The organism is Mycobacterium sp. SMC-15 (genome assembly GCF_045310925.1).
Taxonomy (GTDB): domain Bacteria; phylum Actinomycetota; class Actinomycetes; order Mycobacteriales; family Mycobacteriaceae; genus Mycobacterium.
This window is the reverse complement of the sequence record NZ_JBJIAJ010000011.1, coordinates 32,880-46,072: the sequence shown is the minus strand read 5'-3', so window position 1 is coordinate 46,072 and position 13,193 is coordinate 32,880. Positions and strand designations below refer to the sequence as shown.

The 13,193-nt window shown below is 69.2% G+C and carries 14 protein-coding genes and 1 tRNA gene; 5 read left to right on the top strand and 10 right to left on the bottom strand.

Annotated elements, in window-relative coordinates; all coding sequences use genetic code 11:
• Positions 1 to 22: 22 nt before the first annotated feature.
• Positions 23 to 1,303 (bottom strand): HRDC domain-containing protein, encoded by a 1,281-nt coding sequence (locus ACJH71_RS16530; RefSeq protein WP_406759077.1) that lies wholly within the window; start codon positions 1,301 to 1,303, stop codon positions 23 to 25.
• 1 nt (position 1,304) lies between these two features.
• Positions 1,305 to 1,886 (bottom strand): DUF3000 domain-containing protein, encoded by a 582-nt coding sequence (locus ACJH71_RS16525; RefSeq protein WP_406759076.1) that lies wholly within the window; start codon positions 1,884 to 1,886, stop codon positions 1,305 to 1,307.
• Positions 1,887 to 2,152: 266 nt separating this feature from the next.
• Between ACJH71_RS16525 and hemE the strand changes: the two genes are divergently transcribed.
• Genes hemE through hemQ form a run of 3 tightly spaced genes read left to right on the top strand, consistent with a single transcriptional unit; the run spans position 2,153 to position 5,297 of the window.
• Entirely contained in the window at positions 2,153 to 3,202 is a 1,050-nt protein-coding gene (hemE, locus tag ACJH71_RS16520; protein ID WP_406759075.1) for a uroporphyrinogen decarboxylase, read from the top strand.
• Positions 3,199 to 4,560 carry a protoporphyrinogen oxidase gene (locus tag ACJH71_RS16515; protein ID WP_406759074.1) on the top strand — a complete coding sequence of 454 codons (1,362 nt, stop codon included), beginning with the start codon at positions 3,199 to 3,201 and terminating at the stop codon, positions 4,558 to 4,560. The genes hemE and ACJH71_RS16515 overlap by 4 nt, the downstream gene beginning before the upstream one ends.
• A gap of 35 nt (positions 4,561 to 4,595) precedes the next feature.
• Entirely contained in the window at positions 4,596 to 5,297 is a 702-nt protein-coding gene (gene hemQ / locus ACJH71_RS16510; protein ID WP_308483434.1) for a hydrogen peroxide-dependent heme synthase, read from the top strand.
• Positions 5,298 to 5,304: 7 nt separating this feature from the next.
• Here hemQ and msrB read toward each other — a convergent pair whose 3' ends face one another.
• The 4 genes from msrB to ACJH71_RS16490 all read right to left on the bottom strand — a co-directional run bounded on the left by msrB (position 5,305) and on the right by ACJH71_RS16490 (position 9,444).
• The gene (gene msrB, locus ACJH71_RS16505) at positions 5,305 to 5,718 is read right to left on the bottom strand and encodes a peptide-methionine (R)-S-oxide reductase MsrB (protein ID WP_406759073.1); all 414 of its coding nucleotides are present in this window, start codon (positions 5,716 to 5,718) and stop codon (positions 5,305 to 5,307) included.
• Complete coding sequence (gene aftC, locus ACJH71_RS16500; RefSeq protein ID WP_406759222.1) at positions 5,715 to 6,989, bottom strand: arabinofuranan 3-O-arabinosyltransferase; 1,275 nt, start codon at positions 6,987 to 6,989, stop codon at positions 5,715 to 5,717. Before aftC ends, msrB begins: the two co-directional genes overlap by 4 nt.
• A gap of 69 nt (positions 6,990 to 7,058) precedes the next feature.
• Positions 7,059 to 8,642, bottom strand: a complete 1,584-nt coding sequence (locus tag ACJH71_RS16495) for an alpha/beta hydrolase (protein WP_406759072.1) — start codon at positions 8,640 to 8,642, stop codon at positions 7,059 to 7,061.
• A gap of 10 nt (positions 8,643 to 8,652) precedes the next feature.
• Positions 8,653 to 9,444, bottom strand: coding sequence for a pyrimidine reductase family protein (locus tag ACJH71_RS16490; protein WP_406759071.1), 792 nt, complete (start codon positions 9,442 to 9,444; stop codon positions 8,653 to 8,655).
• On the opposite strand from ACJH71_RS16490, the gene zapE reads away from it, so the two are divergent.
• Positions 9,443 to 10,534: a cell division protein ZapE gene (gene zapE, locus ACJH71_RS16485; RefSeq protein ID WP_406759070.1), complete on the top strand. Its 1,092-nt coding sequence runs from the start codon at positions 9,443 to 9,445 to the stop codon at positions 10,532 to 10,534. The two genes, ACJH71_RS16490 and zapE, sit on opposite strands and share 2 nt — an antisense overlap.
• Before the next feature lie 23 nt (positions 10,535 to 10,557).
• On the opposite strand, the gene ACJH71_RS16480 is transcribed toward zapE, so the two are convergent.
• From ACJH71_RS16480 to ACJH71_RS16470, 3 genes are all read right to left on the bottom strand, one after another.
• Complete coding sequence (locus ACJH71_RS16480) at positions 10,558 to 11,094, bottom strand: hypothetical protein (RefSeq protein WP_406759221.1); 537 nt, start codon at positions 11,092 to 11,094, stop codon at positions 10,558 to 10,560.
• A gap of 97 nt (positions 11,095 to 11,191) precedes the next feature.
• Entirely contained in the window at positions 11,192 to 11,938 is a 747-nt protein-coding gene (locus ACJH71_RS16475) for a Clp protease N-terminal domain-containing protein (protein ID WP_406759069.1), read from the bottom strand.
• Positions 11,939 to 11,988: 50 nt separating this feature from the next.
• The gene (locus tag ACJH71_RS16470; protein WP_406759068.1) at positions 11,989 to 12,573 is read right to left on the bottom strand and encodes a DUF4352 domain-containing protein; all 585 of its coding nucleotides are present in this window, start codon (positions 12,571 to 12,573) and stop codon (positions 11,989 to 11,991) included.
• Positions 12,574 to 12,758: 185 nt separating this feature from the next.
• Between ACJH71_RS16470 and ACJH71_RS16465 the strand changes: the two genes are divergently transcribed.
• Positions 12,759 to 13,037, top strand: coding sequence for a hypothetical protein (locus ACJH71_RS16465; protein ID WP_406759067.1), 279 nt, complete (start codon positions 12,759 to 12,761; stop codon positions 13,035 to 13,037).
• 64 nt (positions 13,038 to 13,101) lie between these two features.
• Here ACJH71_RS16465 and ACJH71_RS16460 read toward each other — a convergent pair.
• A tRNA-Val gene (locus ACJH71_RS16460) sits at positions 13,102 to 13,176 on the bottom strand.
• Positions 13,177 to 13,193: the final 17 nt, after the last annotated feature.

The following is a 13,193-nucleotide window of genomic DNA, read 5'->3' as shown; positions in this document are numbered from 1 at the left end:
CGCGCAAGGCATCGCTCGGCGGTCAGTCAGCGGCGCTGGGGGGCACCGCGCCGCCGGGTGCTCCGAGAGCCGCCATCAGCGCCGGCACCGTCAGCTCACGTTGCCAGGGACGTGCCCCGCCGGCGGTCAGGAACTCCTCGATCACCACCGCTGCATCCGATGTCGCCGGTTTCCAGTCCCAGCACAGCCGGCGCACCAATTCGGGGGTGAGCAGGTTCTCGGTCGGTACGTGCACCCGTTCGGACACCGCACTCAGCGCGGCGCGGGCCGCCTCCAGTCGGGCGGCGGCCTCGGGCTTGCGCCGCGCCCAGCGCGATGGCGGCGGTGGGCCGGTGGTGGATTCGCCGGCTTCCGGAGGTTCCGGGTTGTCACGGGCCGCGGCGAGCGCGGCCAGCCAGGTCGCCGCGCTGCGACGTTGTTTGGGCCCGCCGAAGACCGGCAGGGCGAGCAGCTCTTCGACGGTGGTCGGGTTGGCGATCGCCGCGGCGATGATCGCCGCATCGGGCAGGATCCGTCCGGGCGCAATGTCACGGCGCGCCGCGATCTGGTCGCGTACCGTCCAGAGCTCTCGGACGGCGGCCAGGCCGCGCCGATCGCGCACTTTGTGCATGCCCGACGTGCGCCGCCAGCGGTCCCGGCGGGTGGTCGTGGTGAAGTCGGTGACCCGAACGTGATTGAACTCTTGTGCCGCCCAGTCGGTTTTGCCCTGCTCGGCCAGCACGTCAGCGACCGCCTGGCGCAGGTCGATGAGCACCTCGACGTCGAGTGCCGCATAGTTGAGCCAATCCGCGGGCAGCGGGCGTTTCGACCAGTCGGCGGCACCGTGCCCCTTGGCCAGACCCAGCCCCAACAGCCGCTGCACCATCGCGGCCAGGTTGACCCGCTCGAAACCGGCCAGCCGCCCGGCCAGTTCGGTGTCGTACAACGCCTTGGGCCACATGCCGACCTCGGCCAGACAGGCCAGGTCTTGGTCGGCGGCGTGCAGAATCCACTCGTCGTCGTCGAGCACCTCGGCAACCGGGCGCAGCAGGGCAGCCGGATCCGCGCCGGCGCCGACCGGATCGATCAGGACCGTCCCGGCACCGGCGCGACGGATCTGAATGAGGTAGGCCCGGTTGGAGTAGCGGAAGCCCGACGCCCGCTCGGCATCCACCGCGAACGGGCCCCGACCGCTTGCCAGCAGATCGGCGGCGGCACCGATCTGCCTAGGGGTGACCGACACCTCCGGCACCCCTTCGGCGGGATGCGGCAGCGGCGTCGGCTCGGGCTCTTCGGTGGCCGGTTCGGTGGTCTGCTCAGACATTTCAGACGCGGGTTCGCGAGCTCAGATCGGTGATTCCGACCGGTGGTAGGCCCGCGGCGTGCTCCAGAACCTCGCAGAACGCCTGGACGTGGCTGCCCAGCTCCGGGGTGGTCGCGGTCCACGACGCGCGCAGCTCCAACTGGTGTCCGCGCGGCGGGCCGGAGATGTCGCCGTACCGAACCGAGGTGGTGGCGGTGACGGTCCCGCCCAAGGCGGTGACGTGCTCGGTGCGGGCGCCCAGAGCCTCGACCAGCCAACTCCACGCGACCTCGGGCAGCAGCGGGTCGATCGCCTCATGCGGATCCAGGTCGGCCTGGATGAAGGCCACCATCCGCATGGTGCCGTCCCAGGCGTCGGTGCCGTCGGGGTCGTAGAGCAGGATCAGCCGGCCGAAGGCGTCGCCGTCGGAGTCTTCCGGGATGACGTCGGTCTCGGGATGCTTGACTTCGGCGCCCAGCGCGTAGCTGTAGGGCGCCAGGCGCTGCGGCGGCCTGATCGGGCCTAACTCGATCTCCGACCGTACGGTTGCGGCGTGCATCGTTGCCACCGCTTCCCGGAATGGGGCAGGCTCGGCTGATGTCACGGGTGCCGCTCCTTAACTGATAGCTGTGCGCCGCGGCGACAGCGGCCGGCACCCAGGGTTCTGTTGTGCACCGCCGCGACGCGGGTCACCGAATCTCACGCTAACCCCCGGTGCCGGTCGGCGCAGACAGGCGCGCCGAATAGGCGGTTCGGCGAGGCTCGCCGGAGGTTGCCCGGAGGGGCGGCGGAGGTGAGGGGAAGCCGGGACCGCCGCGGGAAACGGCACGATTCGGCCTGCCTTAAGTGGGCGTGGCAGCATTGAGCACGATGAGTGCCCGTCGTGAACTGCCTGATTCCCCGTACCTGACCGCCGCCGCCGGCCGGCAACCCAGCCGGGTGCCGGTCTGGTTCATGCGCCAGGCCGGCCGGTCGCTGCCCGAATACCGCGAGCTGCGCGCCCAGCACAGCATGCTGGCGGCCTGTTTCGACCCCGAACTGGTCTGCGAGATCACCCTGCAGCCGGTCCGCCGCCATGACGTCGACGCGGCGATCCTGTTCTCCGACATCGTGGTGCCGCTACGCGGCGCGGGGGTGGATCTGGACATCGTCCCCGATGTCGGGCCGGTGATCGCCGACCCGGTGCGCAGCGCGGCCGACGTTGCCGCCCTGCGGCCGTTGGACCCGCAGCAGGTGACGGCCGTCGCCGAGGCGGTATCACTACTGGTGGACGCGCTCGGGACGGTGCCGCTGATCGGCTTCGCCGGAGCGCCGTTCACCATGGCTTCCTACTTGGTGGAGGGCGGGCCCAGCCGGACCCATGCCCGCACCAAGGCGATGATGCTGGCCGATCCGGACAGCTGGCATGCGTTGATGACGCGGCTCACGGACCTGACCATCGCGTTTCTGACGGTGCAACTCGACCACGGCGTGGACGCCATTCAGTTGTTCGACTCCTGGGCCGGAACGTTGTGCCTGGCCGACTACCGGCGCTTCGTGGCGCCGCACAGCGCCCGGGTGTTCGCCGCGCTCGCCGACCGGGACGTGCCGATGACGCACTTCGGGGTCCAGACCGGCGAACTGTTGGGCGAGATGGCGGCCGCCGGCGCCACCGTTGTCGGGGTGGACTGGCGTACCTCGCTGACCGACGCCGCCGCCCGGGTGGGCGCCGGTAGGGCCTTACAGGGCAACCTGGATCCGGCGGTGCTGCTGGCGGGCTGGCCGGCGGTGGAGGGTGCCGCCAGGGCCGTTGTCGCCGATGGCCGGGCCGCTGTTGCCGCCGGAGCCTCGGGCCACGTGTTCAACCTGGGGCACGGCGTGCTGCCGGAAACCGACCCCGGGGTGCTGACCGACCTGGTATCGCTGGTTCATTCGTTGTGACCACGTCGTACTGCGTCGTCGGGGGCGGCATCTCCGGTCTAGCCGCCGCCCACCGGCTGCGTGCGACGCTCGGCGACGCAGTCGACATCACCGTCTTCGATCCGGCCGACCGGCTCGGCGGGCTGCTGCGCACCGAGACCCTGGGCGGGATCGGCGTGGACGTGGGCGCCGAGGCATTCGTCGCGCGCCGGCCCGAGGTACCGGCCCTGTTGGCCGAGCTGGGTTTGGCCGATCGGCAGCGCAGTACCACCGGAGTGCGTCCGTTGTTGTACAGCCGCCGGCTGCTGCATCGGTTGCCGCCGGACACCCTCAGCGGGATTCCTTCGTCGCCGGAGTCGATGGCCGGGCTGGTCGACTCCGAGACCCTCGCCCGGATCGCGGACGAGCCCACCCGCCCGTTGGCGTTCGAACCGGGCAGCGATCCGGCACTGGGCGCACTGGTGGCCGACCGGTTCGGTGCGCAGGTGGTGGCCTGTTCGGTGGATCCGCTGATCGGTGGGGTGTATGCGGGTTCGGCGGCGACCGTCGGCTTGCGCTCGGCGGTCCCCGGCCTGGCCACCCTGCTCGATGAGGGCGTGCCCAGCCTGACCGAGGCGGTGCGGCGGGCCCTGCCCACGACCACCGGCGTGCCGGTGTTCGGCGCGATCACCGGCGGGTATCAGGTGCTGGTCAACGCACTGGTGCGCAGCGCCCGGCTGCGCTGGGTGCAGTCGGCGGTGACCCAGATCGACCCGGCCGGTGACGGATGGCTGCTGCGGGACGCCAGCGGCGGCCACCATCGCGCCGACCGGGTGGTCGTCGCGGTGCCCGCCCCCGTGCTGGCCCGGCTGGCCACGGGGTTCGCGCCGCGTGCCGCCGCTGCGGCCAGCCGGATCGGCAACGCATCGTCGGTGGTGGTAGCGATGGCGGTTCCCGCCGGCGCGGCGATTCCGAACAACTCCGGGGTGCTGGTTGCCACCGGGGAACGGCTGCACGCCAAGGCGATCACCCTGACGTCGCGCAAATGGGGCGACCGAGGGTACGGCGGCAGGGTCGAGGTGCTGCGGCTGTCCTTCGGCCGGTTCGGCGACCCCCGCACCAGCGCCTCCGACGCGGAGCTGGTGGCGTGGTCGGTGCAGGACTTGGAGGCCGTCTTCGGCATGACGGTGGACCCCATCGACGTACGCGTGCAGCGCTGGCCTGCGGCGATGCCGCAATATCGGTCCGGCCACGCCGCCCTGGTCAACGGACTGCGCGCCGCGTTGCCGCCGACCGTGGCGGTCGCGGGCAACTATCTCGACGGCATCGGGGTACCGGCCTGCATCGCCGCGGCCGACCGGGCGGTGGCGGCCGTGATCAGCGCCACCCCGGCGCCGTAGGACTCTTCGCGGCGCATCGTGGCAGCATAGGGGCCATGGCGCACCTCGACTACGACAAGCTGAACTCCACTCTCCGTTACGTGATGTTCTCGGTGTTCTCGGTGAATCCGGGTGGACTCGATGAGGGTTCGCAGACCCGCGAGGAAATAGCCGACCAGGTGGCCACCTACTTGAAGCAGCAGGAAGAGCGCGGCGTGGTGGTCCGCGGGGTGTACGACGTCGCTGGCCTGCGCGCCGACGCCGACTTCATGATCTGGACTCACGCCGAGCGCATCGAGGACCTGCAGGCCACCTACTCCGGGTTCCGCCGCACCGCGCTGGGGCGGGCCTGCGACCCGGTGTGGAGCAGCGTGGCACTGCATCGGCCGGCGGAATTCAACCGGAGCCACGTCCCGGCCTTCATCGCCGGCGAGCCGGCGGGCGCCTACGTCTGCGTGTACCCCTTCGTGCGGTCGCTCGAGTGGTATGTCCTGCCCGAAGAGGACCGCCGCAGGATGCTGGCCGAGCACGGGATGGCGGCCCGGGAGTACAAGGACGTCCGCGCCAACACCGTGCCCGCGTTTGCGCTCGGTGACTACGAGTGGATTCTGGCGTTCGAGGCGCCCGAACTCGACCGGATCGTCGACCTGATGCGCGACCTGCGCAACACCGAGGCCCGGTTGCACGCCCGGGAGGAGACCCCGTTCTTCACCGGCCCCCGGGTCGAGGTCGAGCAGTTGGTGGCGTCGCTGCCGTAGCGGTCCGCTAGGACGACGGCGGCACCAACCGCAGACAAATGCTGTTGATGCAGTAGCGCTGGTCGGTGGGGGTGGGGTAACCCTCGCCGGTGAACACGTGGCCCAGGTGACTGTGGCAGGAGGCGCACAACACCTCGGTGCGCCGCATCCCCAGCGAGTCGTCCGAGCGCAGGATCACCGCGTCGGAGTCGGCCGGGTCGAAGAACGACGGCCATCCGCAGTGCGAGTGGAATTTCTCTGTGCTGCGGAACAATTCGGCACCGCAGGCCCGGCACTCGTAGACACCTTCGGTGGTGGTGTCGGTGTATTCGCCGGTGTTCGGCGGCTCGGTACCGGCGCGGCGCAGCACCGCGAACTCTTCGGGGGTCAGTTTCGCGCGCCACTCGTCGTCGGTGAGTGACACCGTCGGTTCGGGGGTCATACTTCCACGCTAGCTCGCGTCCCGGCAGGCGCCAGCCATGCCGGGTCGATTCCGTCGTCCAGGCGGCCCTGCTCCTTGGCGTCGAGGTAGCGGTAGCACAGCACCGTGCAGATCACGATCAGCAGCAGCGACCAGCCGTAGGTGATCTTGAGGTAGTCCAGCGGCCGGCCGATGTTCATCCACCGGAAGATCAGCCACTTGTCCAGCGTCATGAAGCCGTAGATGCCCAGCCACGCCGGCCAGTTGCGCAGTACTGAGTTCGGCAGCACCACGGTCATCAGGAACGGGAACAGCACGATCGAGTAGTAGCCCTGTCCCAGCGACAGCACCAGGAACGACGCGGTCAGCAGCACACCCGAGGAGGTCAGCATCCAGAACCGGGGGTCGCGGGTGCGGTAGTAGCGGTAGAGCAACCACAGGCTGACCGCGGCCAATACGGTGAACAGCACCCGCAGGAACAGGATCAGGCCCGAGGGCAGCCCGAAGAACACCCCGTTGCCCAGGATCGAGGAGTTGAAGTAGTCGCGGGTGCCCATGATGTACGGAACGGTCTGGGTGAAGTAGCTCTTCGGGTCGCTGGCCAGCGGGTAGGCCACCAGGTTGAACAGCACCGGTACCGCGATCGCCCCGACGAATGGCCGCCACTGTCGGCTCAGCAACGGCAAGAGCAGCAGCGGCGCCAACACCGGTTTGACCACCAGCGTCAGCCCGATCGCGACACCGGCCCACCACTGGCGGCTCTGTCGGCCGTCGAGCAGCCAGCGGAAGAACAGCACCTCGGCCAGCAGGATCACGCCGTTGATGTTGGTGAACACCAGTGTGCTGCTGACACTCTCGGTGAGAAACATGGCCGCCAGCAGGGCCGGGGCCGCGACTGAGGAAAGTCCGAACCCGAACATCCGCAGCAGCAGGTAGGCGGCGAGCACGATCGCGATGGTGTTGGTCGCGATGAACGTGTACCGCGACAGCGTCTCCGGCAGGTAGCCGAACGGCGACATCAGCAGGGTGCCGCCGGGGGAGTACAGGTAGTGCGGATCGACGTAGTCGAAGTGCTCGTTGTAGATGTCCAGGCCGTGCCGGAAGTTCAGCACCGCCCGGTACACCGGTTTGAAGTCATCGGTGATGTTGCCGTTCAGCGGCAGCACGATCGCGCGATGGATCAACGACATGATGGCCACTGGCCACAACACCGAACGCAGTATGGTCGCGGTGCTCGGCGGGGACGTGGGGGGCCGGAACGCGGCCTGTAGGGCGGTGCCCGCCCGGTGCATCAAGGAGTCGGCTGCCGTCACCAGCGAACCGTACCCCGGACCGGTCCTACAACTCTGGATCAGGCTGGGTCAGGCCGGGCAGTAGACGTCGGTGTCGGGCAACTTGCCGCTGTCGAGGTAGCCGATCAGCGGCGGCAGCGTGCACGCCGAGTACACCGCGGCACCGTGACCGATGCCCTGCCACATCACCCGCTTGCTGGCCGACCCGGCGTTGATGACGGCCGCGGCGGTGGCCGCGACGCCCTCCTCGCCGACGATCGGATCGTTCTGCACTCCGAGCAGCAGCACGTCGATCTTGAGTTCCTTCGGCAGTTCGGGCGTGCTGCTGCTGGGCCAGCTCAGGCACTGCGCCATGTCCAGGGCACCGACCATGCCGAACTGGGGGTACTCCTTGCCCCAGGCGACCACCAGCTCGCGGACCCGATCGGGCGTGGGCCGGTTGAGTGCGTCGGCGCACGAGTTGATGAAGCGGCCGTCGCTGCCGGTGGTGCCCTGGGCCCGGTTGATCAAGTTTGTCAACAGATTGGCGTCGCCGGAATTGGCCGAGGCCAGCGCCCTGGCCAACTCGTTGGTGGTGTTGACGCGGTCACCGGTGGGATAGCCCAGCGCCGTGACGATCGCGTTGGTCACCGCGGCCACCGAGGCGCCACCCGGGCCATGCCCGGAGCGGGCAGCGTCCAGTACCGCGTCGACGGCTCCCTTCGGATCCGGGCCCAACGCACAGCCCACCGCAACGCACTGTGCGGCGAACGCCTCGAAGGCCGCCTCCTGGCCCTTGACCCTCTCCTCGGCGGCAGACTCGGCGGCCACCCCCAGCGGGATCGGGGAATCCAGCGCCAGCCGGGCCACCTTGCCCGGATGAGAGCCCGCATAGGCCAGGGCGATCTGCGCTCCGTTACCGATGCCGATCAGCGACAGCGCCGGGATGTCCCAGATGCTGCGCAGCCGTTCGAGATCGGTGGCGGCATGGGTGTTGTCGTAGGAGGATTCACCCGGCGAGATGGAGTCGGTGCAGTCGGTGGTGGCCTCCTGAGTGACCGTGCCCAGACTGGCCACCGGGTCGTCGCCGGGGGCGAACTGCGCCTGGTTCCACATCTCGTCGCGCTGGTTGCGATCACGGCAGTCCACCGGGCTCGACATGCCGATGCCGCGCCGGTCCACGGCGACGATCGGGTGGCTCTTGAGCACGTCCGCGCCGGCCCGCGCCAGCCAGGTCGGCAGCTGCAGCGACGACGGCAGATCCCAGCCGGTGGTGAACACCACGGGGCCGGCATCGCCCGGGGTCTGCACGGACCGAGCCCGTACCACCCCGATGCTGATCGACCCGGAGCCGCCGCCGAGTGGGTCGACGTCGGCGTCGTAGCTGGCGCAGTCCAGCCGGACCCCGGGTGTGGCGGGCGCCGCAGCGTCGCCGAAGACCCGGGCGGTGCAGTCGTGCCACGGCAGGTCGTTCTTGGGCACCTCGACCGCCGGCGGTCCGGCCTGGTCCGAGGTGGACTCGGGTTGCCCCTGGGCGCCGGCGCCGGAGTTGGTGGCGAAACGCGGGTCGGCGGCCAGCCCGGGTGCGCAACCGGCCAGCAGGGGCGCGGACCCGGCCAGTACGGCCGCAGCCGTCACCACCGCGATCCGTGCGAACCTCGAATAGCTGGTCATGCCTGTCACCTTATAGGCGCGGTAGGCGTGGGCTTTTGACGTAGCGGCCGTAGAGGTAGCCGGATTCGTCGGCGAGCAGATGTGCACAGCGCATCGGCGTGGTCAGCTCGCCCGGACCGGTGGCGATACGGCGGGCCAGGCCACCGACCAGATATGGGGCCATGGTCAGGCACAAGTCGTCGAGCAACTCGTGTTCGATCAACGATCCCAGCAGGGTCGGTCCGCCTTCGGTGAGCACCCGGTACTGCTCGCGCTGCGCCAGCGCGGCCAACAGCACCGTCTCGTCGACGCGTCCGGGGTCATCGCCCGAGCAGTCCAGAACTTCGGCGTGCCCGGCCAGCCGCCGCCGGGTGTCGTCGGCAACCGCGGAGCAGGTCAACACCAGCGGTGCCAGTTCGGTGTCATTGAAGACCCGCATGTCCCGGTCCAGCTGCCCGGACTGGGTCACGATCGCCAGTCGGGGCACCTCGGACTGTCCGCGGTCGCGCCGGTCCTGGCGCTGGGCGACGCTCAGTCGCGCGCCGCCGTAATTCTCGACCCGGACCGTGCCCGCTCCGACCATGACGACGTCGGCCAGCGCCCGCAGCAGCATGAACACCGACCGATCGCCGGGCCCGGCCAGCCCGCCGGAGGTGCCGGCCACCGTTGCGCCGCCGTCGATGCTGCCGATGAAATTGGCCCGTACCCACACCCGTGGCTCGTCGGTTTCGGGATAGGCATACAGCCGGCCCAGGTCGGCGTCGTCGACGGGCGCCGTGGAGCCCAGCAGGGTGAATCCGGGGTCTGCGCTGAGGTCGGACATGGCCTCGATTGCACCATGTGACTACAGTTCGTGCGTGTCCAATCCCGCCGCTGAGTCGATCGAGCACCTGGTGGACCGGCGTCCGGCGGTCTCCCCTGAACGGTTGATCGCGCAGCTCAAGCCGCCGCCGACGTTCGCCGGTGCCAGCTTCGCCAGCTACCGGCCAGACCCCGCGCAACCCAGCCAGGCAGCCGCCGTGACCGCGTGCACCGCGTTCTGCGGGCAGGCGCTGACCCGGCGCGCCGGGCGGCGCAAGCTGCTGGGCAAGCGCGAGGTGTTGCCGGGCGTGGGCATCTACCTCGACGGCGGTTTCGGTGTCGGCAAGACTCACCTGCTGGCCTCGATCTACCACACGATCACCGATACCGGCAGCGGCGATGGCGCTGCCCAGGAGCCTGGCACGGCGTTCGCGACGTTCATGGAGCTGACCCAGCTGGCCGGGGTGTTCGGCTTCACCGAGTGCATCGACTTGCTCGGCGGCTATACGGTGGTGTGCATCGACGAGTTCGAACTCGACGATCCGGGCAACACCACTTTGGTGTCGCGGCTGTTGTCCGAGCTGGTGGCGCGCGGGGTCTCCATTGCCGCCACATCGAACACGTTGCCCGATCAGCTCGGCGAGGGCCGCTTCGCTGTACAGGACTTTCTGCGCGAGATCAGCGCGCTGGCAAGCATTTTCACGCCGGTTCGGGTTGATGGACCCGACTATCGACACCGGGACCTGCCGCCGGCACCCGAACCGCCCTCAGCGCAGCAGGTCACCCAGCGTGCGGCGGCGTGTCCCGGAGCGACGCTGGACGACTTCGACGGGCTGTGCGCCCACCTGGCCACCATGCATCCGTCGCGCTACCTGACGCTGATCGAGGGCGTCACCGCGGTCTTTCTCACCGGTGCGCACCCCATCGAGGACCAGAATGTGGCGCTGCGGCTGGTGGCGCTCACCGATCGCCTCTACGACGCGGGTGTCCCGGTGGTGGCGTCCGGTGCCAAGCTCGACCACATTTTCAGCGCCGAGATGCTGGCCGGTGGCTACCGCAAGAAGTACCTGCGGGCCACCTCGCGACTGCTCGCGCTCAGCAGCGGGGGTTAGCGAGGCTCAAACCCGCCGACTAGCTACAGATTCCACTGCGCCAGGCGCAGTCCGGTGTTGCGCGACAGCATCACCACGTGGGTGACCAAGCCGCGGTAGACATCCCAGTAGACGCCGCCGTCGACGGTGGAGCCCGCGGGCGCGTTGGTCAGCACCGCGTCCAGGGTGGTGGGGTCGTCGGTGTGCTTGGACACGTAGGCGTCGCCGCCGGGCGTGACACCGTCGAAGGTGACCGACGCCGCCATGATGTAGGGGTTGGGCACCGAGATCGGGTGGATGGTCACGTTCGCCCGCCACGGACCGCCCTGGTTGCGCCAGCGGGGCGTGCCGTTGGCGCCCCAACCCGGGGGGATCTCGCTGGGCACCACGTCGTGCACGGTGACATCGGCGACGATCGGGCCGAACGCCTCATCGTGGTACTGGATGCGCAGCGTGTCTCCGAGGCGCCCGATCGGCGCCTCCGCGGTGGTGGTGGGCGTGGCGTGTCCGACGGCCGGCGTCATCAGGGCTGCCAGCGCGGTGACGACGGAAGTAACCAGAGCCAGAATCCAGCGATGCATCATGTCCTCTTCGTTTGCTTCTGGGCATGATGGCACATCGCGATCGCGGGTGCAGCAGCCTTGGCCAGGCAGGTTAACAGGCGGGTGGTTTGGCGGGTCAGTTCGTGGTTTCAGAACCGGGGGAGGCCAGGTTCGCGCTGATCGCCTCCAATGCGGTGGCCAGATCGGCTTCCACCCGGCCCCGATCCACACCGGCGCGATGCAGCGGGCCCGCACCATCCTCGACTTCCAGCAGCGCCAGCAGCAGGTGCTCGGTGCCGATGTAGTTGTGGCCGAGGCGAAGTGCGGTGCGGAAGGTCAACTCCAGTGCTTTGCGGGCCGGACCGTTGAACGGGATCAGAGCGGGCGGCTCGTTGTCGCCGGGCTCAAGGGCGACTGCGGCGGCAACGGCTTTCGGGTCGATGTGCTGCGCGGTGAGCAGCGCGGTGGCCAGCGCGCCGGGATCGTCCAACAGCCCCAGCACCAGATGATCGGGGGTGATCTCGGTGTGGCGTGCGCGGTGGGCCGCGTTCTGGGCCGCCACCACGGCGCTGCGGGCCCGCGGGGTGAAGCGGGCGAAGCCCTGCTCGGGATCGAGCGCGGCGGTCTCAGGGCGCGGGACGAACTTCTTCTGCGCGGCCTGCTTGGTGACGCCCATGCACGTGCCGATCTCGGTCCAGGAGGCACCTGATCGGCGCGCCTGGTCCACGAAGTGCCCGATCAGATGGTCAGCGACCTCGCCGAGGTGTTCGGCAGCCAGCACGGCATCGGTCAACCGCTCCAGGGGGTTGTCGTGCACGCCGGTGATGGCGTTGATCAGGTCGTCGAGGCGGATGGACTGGGTAAGCAGCGTGGGATCGGCCATGCCGTCAACTCTAGGTTGACGACGGCGGGTGCGTCAACTGTCGGTTGACGCTAGGCGGGGGGTGGTGCGGCGCGGCTCGGTGACGGGAGCAGCCATTCGCCGAAGCCTTCGGCAAACCCCGACGAGGGGGCGTACCTGACTTTCGTCGGGCTGACACCGGCCGGCAGGGCGAAGACCACGCAACCGATCGCGGACTCGCCGGGGGCGATGTGGAACATCCCGGAGTCGAAGTTCGTGCATTCGCCGACATCTTTGAGGTCCGGCGCGTAGCGCCGACCGTCGGAACCAAATGCCCAGACGTTGGTGTTGACGTCGCCGTTCATGGTTTCGGTTCCCGGGTTGGCGATCGTGAACTGTGTTGCGATGTAGGTGGCGCCCGGATCGCCGGGGCCCGGCGTGATGGTCGCCGGGTCGATCACCTCCTCCAAGGTGACGCTGACAGTGCTGCCGTCGACACGGGTGAGGGTCAGGGTGTCGCCGGGGTGCCCGGCCGGTTTCGGGGTTGCGGTGTCCGACCCACCGGACGTGGCGGCCGCGGCCGGCCCACCCGCCGGGTCGGTGTGGCTCGAACATGCCGCCGAGAGGGCGGAGGCTGCCAGGGTGAACACCGACAGGGCGACGATGGGTCGATTCATGGGGCCACCTTTCGCGATTCCCGCTTCGTTACTACCGATTGTGGTACTTAGCTGCTCATGGCCTCGGCCCGGCCCGGGATTCCGATAGATCTCCGCAAATGCGGCTTGGTGAAGTGTGGCCTTCGTTATAACTGACCTGTAGGCGCAGCTAACCCAGCGGCGCAACGTCGGCAAAGGAGTAGACCATGCTCGAATCGCTGATCGCAGGAGCAATCGGGGGCGCGCTCGGGGGCAAAGGCGCCGACATGTCGGCAAAGATCCCCAGTCCGGGCGGACTCGGGAGTTTGATCAGTGGCGGTCTCGGGGGTCTGGCCGGCGGGGGACTGCTGAACAGCATCCTTGCCAGCGGTGCCGCCGGCGGGTTCGACCTCGCCAATGCGGCCGGCAGCCTGGTCGGCGGCGGTGTGCTGGGCACGGTCGTCACCGCGCTGGTCGGCATGGTGCTCAAGGCGAACAAGGCTTAGTTTCCGAAACGGAAAAACCCCTGTCGTCACGCGGTGGCGGCAGGGGTTTTCGCAACGTTGAGCCTGGTGCGCGGTACTGGGATTGAACCAGCGACCTCTTCCGTGTCAGGGAAGCGCTCTCCCGCTGAGCTAACCGCGCTTAGAGCCTTGGGACGG

Bases quoted from the DNA above. Each gene is read 5' to 3' on its own strand.
- ACJH71_RS16480 (WP_406759221.1), bottom strand. From the start codon at position 11,094: ATGCATCGCTGGATTCTGGCTCTGGTTACTTCCGTCGTCACCGCGCTG.
- hemE (WP_406759075.1), top strand. From the start codon at position 2,153: ATGAGTGCCCGTCGTGAACTGCCTGATTCCCCGTACCTGACCGCCGCC.
- ACJH71_RS16530 (WP_406759077.1), bottom strand. From the start codon at position 1,303: ATGTCTGAGCAGACCACCGAACCGGCCACCGAAGAGCCCGAGCCGACG.
- ACJH71_RS16465 (WP_406759067.1), top strand. From the start codon at position 12,759: ATGCTCGAATCGCTGATCGCAGGAGCAATCGGGGGCGCGCTCGGGGGC.
- zapE (WP_406759070.1), top strand. From the start codon at position 9,443: ATGGCCTCGATTGCACCATGTGACTACAGTTCGTGCGTGTCCAATCCC.
- ACJH71_RS16470 (WP_406759068.1), bottom strand. From the start codon at position 12,573: ATGAATCGACCCATCGTCGCCCTGTCGGTGTTCACCCTGGCAGCCTCC.
- msrB (WP_406759073.1), bottom strand. From the start codon at position 5,718: ATGACCCCCGAACCGACGGTGTCACTCACCGACGACGAGTGGCGCGCG.
- hemQ (WP_308483434.1), top strand. From the start codon at position 4,596: ATGGCGCACCTCGACTACGACAAGCTGAACTCCACTCTCCGTTACGTG.
- ACJH71_RS16495 (WP_406759072.1), bottom strand. From the start codon at position 8,642: ATGACCAGCTATTCGAGGTTCGCACGGATCGCGGTGGTGACGGCTGCG.
- aftC (WP_406759222.1), bottom strand. From the start codon at position 6,989: ATGCACCGGGCGGGCACCGCCCTACAGGCCGCGTTCCGGCCCCCCACG.
- ACJH71_RS16475 (WP_406759069.1), bottom strand. From the start codon at position 11,938: ATGGCCGATCCCACGCTGCTTACCCAGTCCATCCGCCTCGACGACCTG.
- ACJH71_RS16490 (WP_406759071.1), bottom strand. From the start codon at position 9,444: ATGTCCGACCTCAGCGCAGACCCCGGATTCACCCTGCTGGGCTCCACG.